Genomic DNA, 13848 nt, shown 5'->3' with positions numbered 1-13848 from the left:
TGCGGCTCCCTGCTTGCCCCCAGAAAAGCGAGCTGTGCCCGGTCGGGCAAATAAAAAAGACTGCAGACAATGTTTTGTCTACAGTCTGAGACGCTCACGAAGAGCGTCATTCATTGTGTCACTTCAAGAACTCGGCGGCCTCGCCACATCGTGAACCCAATGTAGAGAACCGTCGTGCCGCTCGCTGCCCACCAGATCACGTCATAGAGCGGTGTCATCAAGTTGGCCAGTCCAAACAGCGCCGGGACGATTAGCGTCAACCAAGCGAGCAAGAATGCGACTCGGGCCGTCAACCCATCAATTTGGCGCCCAAGACCCATCCCTACATAGAACAGTCCCCACAGGAACGACCAGAACAACCAGGTTACGGCGCCCATCACATCGCCCATCGTGAACGAGATGGTGGCATAAAAAACGGCTGAAATCGAAACAAATAGCGAGAACCAACCGACGCCACGTCCGTCGAGGTCGAACAAAAATGTCACACCGACGTACAAATAGGTGAAAGCGAACAAATAGATGCTCGCATATCCGAACACTTCCGCCGAACTCGCCCCGATGACGAGCCACGTCGCGATGAACGTCTGCAACAGTCCTGTGAAGAGACTGAATACACCCGCACTCTTGACGTCCACTTTCCCGAATAAGACGAGGCTGTTAATGAACAGTGCCACGCCACCAAATAATAAACTAATATTCCCCACTCTCATTGCTCCTTCGTACAGATGTCTGACGTCTTATTTTATACGTCCACTGTAACGTGAATTCGTTTTCAGTGCAAGTGGGGAAATGGATGTTCACGGAGTCGACAAAGGTCACTCATTCTCGAGCGTTTCAATCGCTTCATCAATCCGGTCCTGTTCGTCCTCCGTAAATGTCGGGAATTTAGGATCGATGTCTTCAAGGACGTCAATCATAATCGTGGAGACGATATATCTGGCGTACCAGTCATCATCTGCCGGGAGCACAAACCAAGGTGCATGTTTCGACGCCGTGTTCGATAACATATCCTCAAAGATATCCTGGTAATCATCCCAATGCTTTCGCTCTTCGACGTCATTGAATGAAAACTCCCAGTTCTTGCTTGGATCTTTCAGTCGTTCAAGCAAGCGGTCACGCTGGACTTCTTTTGACACGTTAAAGAAAAATTTGATGACTTTGAATCCGTTCTCATCTAAATATTGTTCAAAGTCATTGATTTGGCGATAACGGACCTTCCATACCGACTCTTTGTCCTCTTCATCAGGGATGACCTCTTCCCCGAGCAAATCATGGACGCGCGGAGCGATCACTTCTTCATAATGCGACCGGTTCAAGATGCCTACCTGCCCCCGCTCTGGCATGAGGTCATGCATCCGCCACAAGTAATCGTGTTTCTTTTCCGTGTCCGATGGTTTTTGGAACGCGTTCGTCTTTAACCCTTGCGCGTTCAAGTTCGAAAAGATATAACTGATCGCCTCATCTTTGCCGCCGGCATCGAGCGCCTGCAAGACGACAACGATCCCTTTCTTCGATTCGGCGTACAGCTTCCAATGCAACTCTTTCAATCGCTCCACGCTCTTTGGAATCAACTCGTTTTGTAACGTCTCGTCAGATGGCCGATCTTGTATCGTGGTCGGGAAATCGCTGAGACGAATCCCATTTTTATGGTCAATGCGAAAAGTTTGAATATCCATGTGTCCTCCTTGACTCGATTGAATTCTAAGTACAACACCTATTTACCCTATTCTTTCAAAAAATAGCGACAAAAAAATCCTTTCCGCCGAAGCGAAAAGGACTGAATCAAGTTTAGTTGATGCCGACCGCATCGAACGATTTCGCCGCTGCGACTGCTTGCGTGCTCGTCGCACCGTGCAAGTCTTTGGCCGATTGAACGACGGCTTGACGTAGGCTTGAGAAGTTCGAAGTCGGTGTCAAGTAGACCGTGAGGGCACGGTAGTAGATGTCCCCCATCTCCATGACGCCGATGCCTTGGACCGAGACGCCGTAGTGTGACCCGCCGCTCGCTAAGAGATAAGCCGCTTTGTTGACGATTCCTGAGTTGATGTGGACGCCGCCGTTATCCTGCGTCCCCGTGTAACGGACCGAGTAGTGGTCCGGGTCACCATATGCTGCCGGATTCGACATCGAGCGGAGTCCGTCCCCAGCCACGCCAGGCGTGTAGATGTCTTCCCCGACCAACCAGTCGAAGTTCGAGCCGACACTATATTCCGCGACCGTACCGAAGATATCCGATACCGCCTCGTTGATCGCACCCGATTCATTTTGATAGATCAAACCGGCCGTGTATTCTGTAACGGCGTGTGACAATTCGTGAGCGACAACGTCGAGGGCACCAGAGAGGTACGTGAACGTTTGGCCGTCCCCGTCACCGTACACCATCTTGCTGCCATCCCAGAACGCATTGTTGTAGCTACGGCTATAGTGGACCGTCGAGTTGAGGGCCGCACCGTTGTTATCGTAACTGTTGCGTCCATAAGTGTTCTTGAAGAAGTCATACGTCTTCGTCGCGTTGACATGGGCACTGACAGCGGCCCGGTCGTACGTCGTGTTCAAGACGTTGTCAGCGTCGGCCCAGAGCGATCCAGGAAGGCGCGTCCGGTTTCCGGCGTCATACGTATAGATGCCTTTACCGCGCGTCGAGTCTTGGAGATAGTAGTATGAACCGCTCTTCGTCGTCTTGAACGTTTGGCTCTGACCAAGAACGTCGATTCCCGTTCCCGTAAATGTCGTACCCGTGACGCCGTTCGTCGGTTTGGCGTGCGCCAATTGGTTGTATTTGTTCAATACTTTCCCGCTTGCCGCATCGATGAAGTATGTCCAGCGTGACGGCTCATCCGCATCAAGGATCGTCCCGGTCACTTCATACGCATAGACCGCCTCTTCACCATTCGGATAGACGACGAGTTCCGCTGCCGGCTCAAGCTCGTATGCGCCTTTGTGGCCGACAAGCTCTTTATAACGAGCGACCGCTTTTTGTTCGTTCAGTTTGATCGATTTATGTAATCCTTTAAGTTGTTTCGTATCATCAACGACCGTTTTCAATTGGCCATCGTTATCGACGACACCGACGACAATTCCACCGAAGACTGGCACTCCGTCGACCGTCTGTTGTAATTTGACAACTTGTCCGACTTTGTCACGCTTCGATTCGAGCGTTTTGAATTCGCCTTTCGCTTTCGCATACTCTTTGACGATCGTCGTCGGGGCTTCGTTCGATGGTTTCGTCAACGTGCCCGACTTGAGCTCCGCCGCGCCGACGAGTTGTGGCACGAGCAAGACTCCTGCGATGAGTGATGTAGATAAAACTTTTTTCATGTGTGTTTCCCTCCTTATGTGGTGTCTCCTACTTTACATAGTTTCCCACATTTAATATATCCAACTTTTTAATTATTTTGACAATTCAAATTATTAAGACATTTGGACTAACCCGTCCTCTTCTCTAGTCGTATCAGCCGTAACAAAAAAAGCGTCACCATGGAAGGTGACGCCAGTCATCAATAGACATCTTTTTGTGTGAAATGGTAGAACGCATACGCGAGAGCCGCTAGCGACCAGACGAATATGACGATGAGCGAGAACGGCAACGTCATCCCCTCGATTGGTGGGGCTTGCCCCTCGAGATAGGTATGAAGACCGAAGTTGACGTTGACCAAATATTTCGAGCTGTCCCAATTCGACCCGAGCGACGTGAGGAGCGGTCCTGAAATCAGGACGGCCATCATGATCCCAATCCCTGTCGCCGTGTTTTTGACGATGACCGAGATCATGAGCGCAATCGTCCCGACGGCTGCGACGACAAACCAAGATAGTCCGACCGACATGAGCAAGTATTGCCACATCGGCAGCGTATGAACGAAGTCGGTCGAGAACGTCCCCGTCGACGAGGCCTGGAAGCCGGTCAAAATCGGGGCGGTCCATCCGTCCCAACCGAGCACGATGCCGGAGATGGCGTAACTAACGAACGCCGTGATGAAGATGAGAATCGACGTATAAAGCAGCGTCGTCATCCATTTGGCGAGCAAGATTTTGAATCGTCTTACGGGCCGTGACAACAGTGTCTTGATCGTCCCGTCATTGTGTTCACCGCTGACGATATCCGCCATCAAGACGATGATGAAGAGCGGCAGCACGAGCGTCGTCCCTTGCGAGAAGAAGACTCGCATGAACGTCGGAGCCCCGGGATAGTTCGGGTTGATATCATTATCTAAGTAGTATTGATTCTGTTGGACCTGGAACTCCAAGATTTGACGGAACTCGTCCTGAACGTTCGCCGAGGCGAGCCGGTTTTGCGTATCGACAATCTCTTGTTGCAAATCGACGCGCCAATCGATCGTCCCTTGTTCTTCGCGCTGTTTCTCGATTTGACGATAGTTCGCATACGTGAACATCGAAACGAGCACAATCAAGATGATCGAGACGACGAGGAGTCGTCGCTTCTTATGGATTTTTAAGACTTCGTTCCGAATAAGACCAAGTATTGACGGATTAGACAATATGGTCACCCCCGGTCAATGAGATGAATAATTCTTCGAGTGTCTGGACGCGTCGTTCAAGCCCGAATACGTCGACTCCCCGGTCAAGCAAATAGCGGTTCAAGCGGGCCGTCTCTTCAAGATTCATCGAGACGCGAATCGTGCGCTCGTCGACGACGTCGGCGTGCTCAATCGATTCGAAACCGCGCACAATCGGCAAGACTTCAAAACTGTCGGCCACATGAACATCGACAGTCGACGCCAACTCATGAATCAATTCGTCAACCGTCCCGACTTTGACGATTTTTCCGCGCGACATGATGGCGACGCGGTCCGCGAGCAGTTCAATCTCAGCCAAAATGTGGCTCGAGACGAGGACGCTCAGTCCAGTCTCTTCGACGAGACGGCGGATGAAGAGTCGAAGATCGCGAATCCCCATCGGGTCGAGCCCGTTCGTCGGTTCATCAAGAATCAAGACGCGGGGATTGTTCAACATCGCTTGGGCGATACCGAGCCGTTGCCGCATTCCGAGCGAGTAGGTCTTCACTTTATCATCGATCCGCGCCGTCAAGTCGACGAGGTCGATCACTTCTTGAATCCGGGCCTCATCGACACCGGGCAACATCCGGGCAAAGGCGTTCAAGTTCTCACGCCCGCTCATGAATTTATACAGCTCCGGATTCTCGACGATGGCCCCGATTTGGTTCATCGCCTGAACGAATTGTCGTTCGACGCTGAATCCACAAATCGAGACGGTCCCTTTCGTCGGCTTAATCAACCCGACAATCATCCGGATTGTCGTCGTTTTGCCGGCCCCGTTCGGACCTAAAAATCCGAACACCTCACCTGGGAATACATCGAACGAGATGTCATCGATGATTGTTTTCTTACCGATTACTTTTGTCAAATGGTCTATTTTCAATGTTGGTTGCATCATCTCACCTCTCCTACATTCTATCGGACTCAACCGCATCTGTCCTATTCGAACATTCACATAGGGCAGGTTCAAACTTATTTGATATGATAGTCTCATAGAAAGTGAGGGAATCACATGAAAAATGGGAAATGGTATTCGTTTTTAATCGGTTCGGTCTTCTTGACGGGCATCGCCTTATACGGTTTATGGATCGGCTATCAAGATATCGTCAACCCACCGGAACGCACACTCTCGATTAGTGAAGATTCGAGACCCGAACCGGTCGGTGACGTTTACGTCGCTTTAGGTGACTCCCTGACACGCGGCGTCGGGTCGACGTCAGGTGCTGGCTACGTTCAGCCGGTCGGTGAAACGCTCGACGAAGACGGCATTCGTACGCAGAACTTGGCCGTCTCTGGTGCCCGGACTGAGGATTTGTTGGCCCAACTCGAACAACCGGAAGTACGGCGAACGATTGAGAACGCCCGCTACATCACACTCACGATTGGCGGCAACGACCTGTTCAATCGCGGCGAGAACGTCGATAACTTTGAATCGGTCGATATCGAACAAGTCGTGACCGATGCCAAGACGAATTTGAATGACATCTTTGAACAAGTTCGCGGATTGAACGATACGGCACAAATCGTTTATATCGCGCTCTATAATCCATTCCAAGAGAACGAAAACGGTGAGGCGTTCAATCAACTGATTCTCGATTGGAACGCCTCGGCGGCCACGTTCGGAAACGCGCAACGCATCGACGTGATCGACCCGTTCGCATACGTCTCTGACGTCTCGCGTGACCTCGCGACCGACCAGTTCCATCCGAGCGATCGGACGTACGAAAAGTTAGCCGAGGACGTCCTGTTCATCCTCGAATAAGTAAGATGGCCTGATCATCGCGATCAGGCCATTTTTTCATCGTTCATATTTGACGAGCCAGCTCTCCCCGTCGCGCGTCATGGACGTTCCGTACCAACCCGCCTTCAACAAGGCGCCCTGTTGCTCCGTCTCGCCCATCTCGAGCCATGTCGCTTCTCCGGCCGGTCGCCAGTCGCTGTGCAGTTCCTTCATAAAGATGTAGCGCAACTTCCCGCCATACTTCGGTTTAAGGGCACCGATGCGAAGCCCGAGGGCAAACTTGTCTTTCAAGCTCGGGATGTTGAATGGTGCCACGGTCGCACAGACGAGGTCGAATCGGCTACCATGTTCCAGCTCTTTCATCAGAAGCCTGCCGAGATGCTGTTGCAGGCCGTAGCCGCGGTAGTCCGGATGGACGTTCGTCACTTCTTGATAAATGATGCGTTCCAGTCCCTCTGATGGATATCCGATATCATAGCCGAGATGCTCGTCATCGAGCGGTGGGATGAGGAGCGCGCGGAACGCGATTAACGTTCCCTTGTGATACGCCCCGATGAGCGTCCGGTCCGTCAACAACTTGACGAACTCCTCTGTCGACAGGGACTGATACTGGCTCCCTTCCGTCAGTGTATCCATGACATCCTGTTGCACCGCCTCGATTTGTCCCAGGTCGGTCATCGCCAAATAGGTGACCTCGATGTCGAGGCCGTTACAATCACCGCGCCACATGATCGGTCCCTCCGACGACGTACGTCGCGGTCGTCAGACGTAATAAGACAGATTCATCGACGTCGACACCGAGTCCTGGTCGTTCAGACAATCGAATGAACGGAAGGTCGTACGTCAAATTGCCGATGTCTTCTGCGAAACGGAGCGGCCCTGTCAATTCGACCGATTGGACGATTTTGCTCGAGAACGCGACGTGGAAACCTGCACTCGAGGCGACCGACGACTCGACCATCGACCCGATTTGGCACTCAATACCTGACATCTCGGCCATATGGACAAGTTTTTTCGCCGGGTAGATGCCGCCGCACTTCATCAGCTTAATGTTCACTTTGTGGGCGGCCTGCATCATCGTCAGACGACGCATTTCGGTTACACCCCGCACGCCTTCATCAATCATGAGCGGGACCGAGATTTTCCCTTTTACTTCGACCATGCCTTCAAAATCGTCGGCTTTGACCGGCTGTTCGACCCAATCGATATGGAATGGTTCGAGCAACTTCATCGCTTGGAGCGTCTTGGCAGCATTGACCCAACCTTGATTGACATCGACCCGAATCGGAACGTCCGGTCCGACAGCTTGCCGAACCGCCTCGACACGTCGTACGTCCGAGGCGACATCGACGCCGACTTTCATCTTGACGGCTGTATAGCCTTGTTCGATTTGTTCGAGCGCCTCGGCCGCCATCGCTTCCGGATCTCCGATGCTTAACACGTGCGTGACCGGGAAGGCATCGTGATAACGGCCGCCAAGCAACTCATACACAGGCAAGCCAAGTTTTTTCCCAACAACGTCGTGGCAGGCAATATCAAGCGCCGCCTTCGCCGCCGGCACGTCCCGGATGGCTCGGTCCATCACGTCATGGATTCGTTCCATATGCATCGGGTTTTGCCCGATCAAAAGTGGTCCTAGCACATGTTGGATGACGCTAATCGTACTGTCGAGCGACTCACCCGTGACGTGCTCATCAGCGACGGCCTCGCCGTAACCGACATGTCCGCACTCGGTCGTCAGTTTCACGATTACCGACGGCATGTCGTCATAGCGGTGATAACTGACGATGAACGGTACTTTCAGTGGTAGACGTATCGCAAACAGCTCGATTTTCTTTATTCTCATATCCATTCCCCTTTACTTTTTATATATCGTTAGCTATATTGTCGTTAAATAGTCGTTAAATTGCAAGGAGGAGTTTTGATGTCCATCCATATCGCCATCGTCGGGTCGCACGAATTCGTGGCGACCATCCGTACCCTCGGTGCCCCAGAAGGTGTTCGGTTCGCGTATCACCCTTATGAGCATCCCCATGAAGCAGCCGTTATCGCCAAAACGCTCGGCTCGTTCGATGGTGTCTTTTTTTCCGGGTCGTTCCCGTTCACTTATGCGGCCCCCTACCTTCAAAACGTGGCGACCCATCACGTCGTCCAAGACGAGACTGTCCTATTAACGACACTTCTCTATGCGACGCTCACCCACTCAGTCCCTCTTGATCAACTGTCCATCGATTTGGTCGAGCCGGAGCGCTTGACGTCAATCCTCGAGTCGTTCCCGAATCATGCCTCGACTCCTGTCGTTATGAAAATCGAACCGAATATCGCTTTCGAAGATGTGATTACTTTTCACACGGAGCACCGGGCCAAGCAGGCGAAACTGGCCGTGACGAGCATCGAACAAGTTCATCGTCAACTCGTCCGTGATGGGTATCATAGTCTATTGATGATCGAGCCGCGGACCACGGTCGAGCGCCATCTCGATATGTTAATTCAACGAATTCGACGCCAGTTCGCGGACGACGCCCAGTTCGCCATCATTCGTTTCGAGACCGACGACAAGGCATTACTCGAACATTTGAAAGTGGTCCGCTACCTTGGCGGACACATCGAATCGACCGACGATGGTCGTATCACGCTACTTACGACACGAGGCGAGACGAACAACGCCCTCGATACAAGTACGCTCAGCCCAACAGGTGATTATCGAATCGGAATCGGCTATGGCACGCAATATCAACAAGCATACGAACATGCTGAGATCGCACTATCGGCCGCGAGCAAGGAGCGCATTCGAATCGTCGACGATTCAAAACGCCTGTCCTTTCCGAACCGTGAGGACCGCATCCCCTATCGAGTGACCGAAGTAGCGGTCTTTGACGTCATCAAGCAAGCTGGAATCAGTCCGGTCAACATCGGTAAAATTATGCAGTTCTCAAAGCACCATCTCGAATTCACGGCAAAAGAGTTGACTGACCATCTCGCCGTCTCAAGACGGACGACGGAGCGACTCATCAAAAAATTACATGACGCGCAACTGATCGAAGTAATTGGTGAAGAGATGAGTTACAACCAAGGACGACCTCGTGCCGTCTATAAATTCAATTTCCCGACCTGAATAGGCCGGGAAATTTTTCATTGTGCTGCTTGTTTTTCGAGTGGCAGTTCCACACTCTGCACAGCAATCCGTGCAATCGTGAAGCCTGTGAACGCATAGATAATCGAGATGACCGGAACAATGAAGTTCAAGATCGCGTATGGCGCATATTCGAACGCCCCGACGCCGAGCGTCCCGAGAATGAACACACCGCACGTGTTCCATGGGATGAAGACCGACGTCAGTGTCCCGCCGTCCTCGAGTGCCCGGGATAAGTTTTTCGAGTGAAGCCCCATTTTCTCATAAGCACCTGCAAACATACGAGATGGAACGACGATCGAGATGTATTGTTCGGAACACGTGGCGTTCGTTGCTACCCCGGCGAGAATCGTCGACGCAATCATCGAACCGGCCGTCTTCGCCAGTTTGACGATTTGATTCATGATCGATTGCAGCATCCCCGAGTATTCTAAAATCCCTCCGAACGTCATCGCGACGATCGTCATCGAGACGGTGTACATCATCGCGTCGAGACCGCCCCGACTGAACAAGTTGTCGACGAGTTCATTACCGGTGTCGATCACATACCCGCTCTGCAACGCCCCGACGCTGTCGGCGAGCGAACCGCCTTGGACGATGACTTGGGCGAGAAAGCCGAGCGCAATCCCGACGACGAGTGCCGGAATGGCCGGTACTTTCCTCGCGACGAGGACGATGACAGCAAGTGGAATCAAGAGGAGCCACGGCGAGATGACGAAGCTGTCCTGTAAAATACCGAGTGTTTGGACGATTTCTGAAGAGTCCGTCGTCGTCTCACTGAACCGTCTGCCAAGCCACCAATAGGCGCCGAGCGCGATGACGAGCCCTGGAATCGTCGTGTAGAGCATATGCCGAATATGTTCGAACAAGTTCGTGTGCGTCAAACCCGCCGCGAGGTTCGTCGTATCCGACAACGGGGACATCTTATCCCCGAAGTATGCCCCTGAGATGACAGCTCCGGCGACCATCGGTGCTGGTATCCCCATACTCAGCCCGATGCCCATCCCGGCGACGCCGATCGTTCCCATCGTCGACCATGAGCTGCCGATCGAGAGCGCGACGACCGAGCAGATGATACAAATCGTCACCAAGAAATAGGCCGGTGAAATAATTGTCAATCCGTAATAAATCATCGTAGCGACGACACCTCCCCCGATCCAGGCACCGATCGTTAAACCGACCAAGATGATGATGACGACGGCCGGTAGTGCGAGCCGAATCCCTTTGTACATCATCTCCTCGATCTCTTTCCACTTGTACCCGTGTCGCCATGCGACGAGCGACGCGACCGCTGTCCCGACGATGAGTGGGATGTGCGGCCCTTGTTCCAATTTGACGATGGCTACGAGCATGACCCCGATCATGACAAGTAGCGGCAATACCGCCCAGCGAAGCTTCATGTCTACCTTGTTCCCCTGTTGTTCCATGTGTCTTCCTCCCCGATAGCGAAAAATTCAGAATTGTCGTTATATTGTCGCTAATAAGTAGATGATAACGCTTACATTTAAAGTTGGCAATAAAAAAATGAACGAGCTCGTCCGGCCCGTCCATCTAGTCAATCGCTTCAATTATCGTTTGCGGCCCGGCGCAACGTATCGGCGAGTAAGGCGGCCGCTTCTGGTAAGACGTCCCGATCGAACGACATATGAGGATGATGGAGCCCCGGTGTCAAGTTCGCGCCGATTCCGATCATCGTCGCATCGAGTCCCGGCTGTTCGACCGTATAGAAATGAAAGTCGTCACTACCTGATGTAATGATCCGGTCGACGAGCGCGCTTTCCCCGAAGCGGTCGACAATCGCTTCGGCCGCATGTCGGCTCGAGCGTTCGCCAATCTCCGCACCCGGTGTGAAGTCTTGCCAGTCCCAGTGGATGGTGACATCATGAAGGACGGCGATTTGCTGTAACAGCGTCTCGACGCGGTCACGTAACGCGAGCAGCTCCTTGTTCTGTTGAGCCCGGACGTCGAGTGAGAACGTCGCGTTCCCTGGGATGATATTCAAATTATCGCTACCGGCTTGGACGCCCGTCAACTTGATCGAATGGGGCTCGAACGGCGACAAGTAGATGCTTTTGAGCATCTGTTGAATCGTAAAGATGACATCTAACGCGTTTTGACCTTGGTGCGGTCGAGCACCATGGGCATCGTCCCCGATAACGCTTCCTCTTAGAAAGAATGCGGCTCCGTGTTGAATTGCAGCCGCATATTGTCCGCGCTGCAATTCCTCGAGCGGTCGCAAGTGGATGCCATACAGCTGACTCACTCCTTCGAGTGCCCCTTTTTGAATCATCGCGAGCGAGCCGTTCCCTTGTTCTTCCGCCGGTTGGAAAATGAAGCGAATCCGCTTCGATAGCATCTCATGTCTCAACAGGTCGAGCGCGCCGAGCACCATGCTGATGTTGGCGTCGTGCCCGCATGAGTGATTGGCTTGAAACGTCCCGTCGACTTGTTGCCATAAGGCATCGATATCGGCCCGGACAGCGATGACGTCATCACCTTGTCCAATCTCTGCGATGACCCCGGTCACGTCCGCAAACGTCTCGTGACGGACTTGCCATGACGTCAAGATGTCGGCAATCGTCTTCGTCGTCTCAACCTCTTTCCAGCTCACTTCCGGATGAGCATGAAAATGCTCAAACCAGTTCAATACGTTCGTCGTCATGATCAATTCCCCCATATGTACTTATATTTTTTTGACCCCTTTGATTAAGAGCCACTGCAGCGGCAATCGGGCCCACGTGACCCATTTTGGGAGCGGTATCTTGCCTAGTTTCGACGGTTTGAGCGCCATGTTGATATTGGCCGGGAACACCGCGATTAAGAATGCGGGTAATGTCCCTTTCACGAAGCGCGTCCCTTTGTTCATGAGCAACAACACACCATAGACGACCTCGATGACCCCGCTTGCCTGGACCATGAATCGTTTGAACGGCCATGATTTCGGAATAATCGACATGAACGCCCGCTCCTGAATGAAGTGCATGATGCCGGCCCCTAGAAATAAAATCCCGTATAGTTTACGAATCAACTGAACCCCTCCTTTTTTCTAAGCATAACAAAAAAGATGGGCTGCGTGCCCATCTTTACAGTGCGTCTCCATTTGCGTTTTGAATCTCGACATCGACCGTTTCGGTCTTACCGTCACGAACGTATTCGATTGTGACGGTCCCGTCCGTGTCTCGAATCAGTTCACTCCGCAGGTCGATGAACGATGAGACAGCCTGGTCGTTGATTTTCACGATGACATCGCGTGCCTCAAGTCCTGCCCGTGCAGCCGAACTGTTCGCTTGCACTTCAACGATGATCGTGCCCGACGTCACCGACTCCGGCAAATTGATTTGCTCGGTCAAGTACCCCGGTGGGAACTCAGACACGTCTCGGAGCGACACACCGAGCGACGGATGATTCACTTCGCCCGTCTGCTCGATTTGATTGATGAGCGGCAAAGCGATATCGACCGGGATGGAGAAGCCGACCCCTTCGACCGAGTCGGTCGCGATTTTCATCGAGTTGATCCCAATCAATTGTCCTGATTCGTTGATTAACGCGCCACCGGAGTTACCCGGGTTGATGGCCGCGTCCGTCTGAATGACTTCGGCGTTGAAGTCGGCTTGTCCGTTCTCATCCGTATCGACCGGGACGAGACGTGACGTCGACGAGACGACGCCGCGTGTGACCGAGTTCTCAAACTGCCCGAGCGGGTTCCCGATGGCGACGACGGTTTGCCCCGGTTTCAACTCGCTCGACTTTCCAATCGAGATGACGGACGAGACTTTGTCCGCATCGACTTCGAGCACGGCCAAGTCATACGTGGCGTCGCTACCCATCAATTTGGCGTCCGCTGTCGATCCGTCATTGAATGTCACGGTCAAACGGTCAGCACCGTTGACGACGTGATGGTTCGTGACGATGTAAGCCGAGTCGCCGTCTTTCTTATAGATGACACCCGAGCCGACCCCGGCTTCGACAGCTTCACTTGAAAAACCGTTTGACGCGAAATTGTTCACCGTCACGACAGCAGGCTGTGCGGTCGCGACCGCATCGGTAACCGAGCTGTCCGTTGTCGTAGACGTCGTCTGGACCGGCGACCCTTCCGACGTCACGTTCGTATCAGACACATTTGTCGGCACTTGATCGATGAACGGAAAAGCGATGGCGCCAGTCAAGACGGCACCAATCACGCCGCCGACAAACCCAGGGAACATCCGGCCGACGAACGATGGTCGGGCCGGTTGCTCTGCGCGCGACGGTTCTTGTCGTTGTTCTGACGAGCCGAGCTCGGTATCGAGCCAATCCTCGCGGTGATTTTGTTCATTTGATTCTGTTGGACGATCATTGCGTTCCATGTGTAATCATCTCCTATATGATGTTTCCTCTTTGTTCTACCCTTAGTATAAGAGGCATAGTCATCGTTTTGCGGAAATGAAGCATCGATTACAAGATTCTTCACAATTTGCGTC

Annotated in this window: 13 protein-coding genes; 2 read left to right on the top strand and 11 right to left on the bottom strand. The window is 52.7% G+C overall.

Annotation, left to right across the window (positions count from 1 at the left end; genetic code table 11):
- Positions 1-110: 110 nt before the first annotated feature.
- The 5 genes from KNP78_RS12435 to KNP78_RS12415 form a co-directional block, all read right to left on the bottom strand.
- Positions 111-704, bottom strand: a complete 594-nt coding sequence (locus KNP78_RS12435; RefSeq protein ID WP_214797743.1) for an AmiS/UreI family transporter — start codon at positions 702-704, stop codon at positions 111-113.
- Positions 705-815: 111 nt separating this feature from the next.
- Positions 816-1676, bottom strand: coding sequence for a PPK2 family polyphosphate kinase (locus KNP78_RS12430; RefSeq protein WP_034777421.1), 861 nt, complete (start codon positions 1674-1676; stop codon positions 816-818).
- Positions 1677-1788: 112 nt separating this feature from the next.
- Positions 1789-3318 (bottom strand): M4 family metallopeptidase, encoded by a 1530-nt coding sequence (locus KNP78_RS12425; protein WP_214708587.1) that lies wholly within the window; start codon positions 3316-3318, stop codon positions 1789-1791.
- A 179-nt stretch (positions 3319-3497) separates the two neighbouring features.
- Positions 3498-4496, bottom strand: a complete 999-nt coding sequence (locus KNP78_RS12420; RefSeq protein WP_034777418.1) for an ABC transporter permease — start codon at positions 4494-4496, stop codon at positions 3498-3500.
- Complete coding sequence (locus tag KNP78_RS12415) at positions 4489-5409, bottom strand: ABC transporter ATP-binding protein (RefSeq protein ID WP_034779847.1); 921 nt, start codon at positions 5407-5409, stop codon at positions 4489-4491. The genes KNP78_RS12420 and KNP78_RS12415 overlap by 8 nt, the downstream gene beginning before the upstream one ends.
- Before the next feature lie 117 nt (positions 5410-5526).
- Here KNP78_RS12415 and KNP78_RS12410 point away from each other — a divergent pair, with 117 nt between their 5' ends.
- Positions 5527-6276 carry a GDSL-type esterase/lipase family protein gene (locus KNP78_RS12410; RefSeq protein ID WP_214708585.1) on the top strand — a complete coding sequence of 250 codons (750 nt, stop codon included), beginning with the start codon at positions 5527-5529 and terminating at the stop codon, positions 6274-6276.
- A gap of 36 nt (positions 6277-6312) precedes the next feature.
- On the opposite strand, the gene KNP78_RS12405 is transcribed toward KNP78_RS12410, so the two are convergent.
- Together KNP78_RS12405 and KNP78_RS12400 are read right to left on the bottom strand one after the other, a co-directional pair.
- Entirely contained in the window at positions 6313-6984 is a 672-nt protein-coding gene (locus KNP78_RS12405; protein WP_214708583.1) for a hypothetical protein, read from the bottom strand.
- Positions 6971-8101: a mandelate racemase/muconate lactonizing enzyme family protein gene (locus tag KNP78_RS12400; RefSeq protein WP_214752827.1), complete on the bottom strand. Its 1131-nt coding sequence runs from the start codon at positions 8099-8101 to the stop codon at positions 6971-6973. The genes KNP78_RS12405 and KNP78_RS12400 overlap by 14 nt, the downstream gene beginning before the upstream one ends.
- Before the next feature lie 78 nt (positions 8102-8179).
- Between KNP78_RS12400 and KNP78_RS12395 the strand changes: the two genes are divergently transcribed.
- Positions 8180-9370, top strand: coding sequence for an HTH domain-containing protein (locus tag KNP78_RS12395; protein ID WP_034777414.1), 1191 nt, complete (start codon positions 8180-8182; stop codon positions 9368-9370).
- A gap of 17 nt (positions 9371-9387) precedes the next feature.
- On the opposite strand, the gene nhaC is transcribed toward KNP78_RS12395, so the two are convergent.
- The 4 genes from nhaC to KNP78_RS12375 all read right to left on the bottom strand — a co-directional run bounded on the left by nhaC (position 9388) and on the right by KNP78_RS12375 (position 13734).
- Positions 9388-10788: a Na+/H+ antiporter NhaC gene (gene nhaC / locus KNP78_RS12390; RefSeq protein ID WP_214824560.1), complete on the bottom strand. Its 1401-nt coding sequence runs from the start codon at positions 10786-10788 to the stop codon at positions 9388-9390.
- Between the two features lie 164 nt (positions 10789-10952).
- The gene (locus KNP78_RS12385) at positions 10953-12050 is read right to left on the bottom strand and encodes an amidohydrolase (RefSeq protein WP_214708575.1); all 1098 of its coding nucleotides are present in this window, start codon (positions 12048-12050) and stop codon (positions 10953-10955) included.
- Positions 12051-12071: 21 nt separating this feature from the next.
- Complete coding sequence (locus tag KNP78_RS12380; RefSeq protein WP_034777412.1) at positions 12072-12416, bottom strand: DoxX family protein; 345 nt, start codon at positions 12414-12416, stop codon at positions 12072-12074.
- Positions 12417-12471: 55 nt separating this feature from the next.
- Positions 12472-13734: a S1C family serine protease gene (locus KNP78_RS12375; RefSeq protein WP_034777411.1), complete on the bottom strand. Its 1263-nt coding sequence runs from the start codon at positions 13732-13734 to the stop codon at positions 12472-12474.
- Between the last annotated feature and the right edge of the window lie 114 nt (positions 13735-13848).

This window comes from Exiguobacterium sp. s28, from assembly GCF_018618135.1.
GTDB classification, from domain to species: domain Bacteria; phylum Bacillota; class Bacilli; order Exiguobacteriales; family Exiguobacteriaceae; genus Exiguobacterium; species Exiguobacterium mexicanum_A.
The sequence above is the reverse complement of the archived record's forward strand: the minus strand, read 5'-3'. Positions and strand labels throughout refer to the sequence as shown.

Coding starts and splice junctions, on each gene's coding strand:
- KNP78_RS12405 (WP_214708583.1), bottom strand. CDS start 6,984: ATGTGGCGCGGTGATTGTAACGGCCTCGACATCGAGGTCACCTATTTG.
- KNP78_RS12415 (WP_034779847.1), bottom strand. CDS start 5,409: ATGCAACCAACATTGAAAATAGACCATTTGACAAAAGTAATCGGTAAG.
- KNP78_RS12395 (WP_034777414.1), top strand. CDS start 8,180: ATGTCCATCCATATCGCCATCGTCGGGTCGCACGAATTCGTGGCGACC.
- KNP78_RS12385 (WP_214708575.1), bottom strand. CDS start 12,050: ATGACGACGAACGTATTGAACTGGTTTGAGCATTTTCATGCTCATCCG.
- KNP78_RS12430 (WP_034777421.1), bottom strand. CDS start 1,676: ATGGATATTCAAACTTTTCGCATTGACCATAAAAATGGGATTCGTCTC.
- KNP78_RS12375 (WP_034777411.1), bottom strand. CDS start 13,734: ATGGAACGCAATGATCGTCCAACAGAATCAAATGAACAAAATCACCGC.
- KNP78_RS12400 (WP_214752827.1), bottom strand. CDS start 8,101: ATGAGAATAAAGAAAATCGAGCTGTTTGCGATACGTCTACCACTGAAA.
- KNP78_RS12410 (WP_214708585.1), top strand. CDS start 5,527: ATGAAAAATGGGAAATGGTATTCGTTTTTAATCGGTTCGGTCTTCTTG.
- KNP78_RS12425 (WP_214708587.1), bottom strand. CDS start 3,318: ATGAAAAAAGTTTTATCTACATCACTCATCGCAGGAGTCTTGCTCGTG.
- nhaC (WP_214824560.1), bottom strand. CDS start 10,788: ATGAAGCTTCGCTGGGCGGTATTGCCGCTACTTGTCATGATCGGGGTC.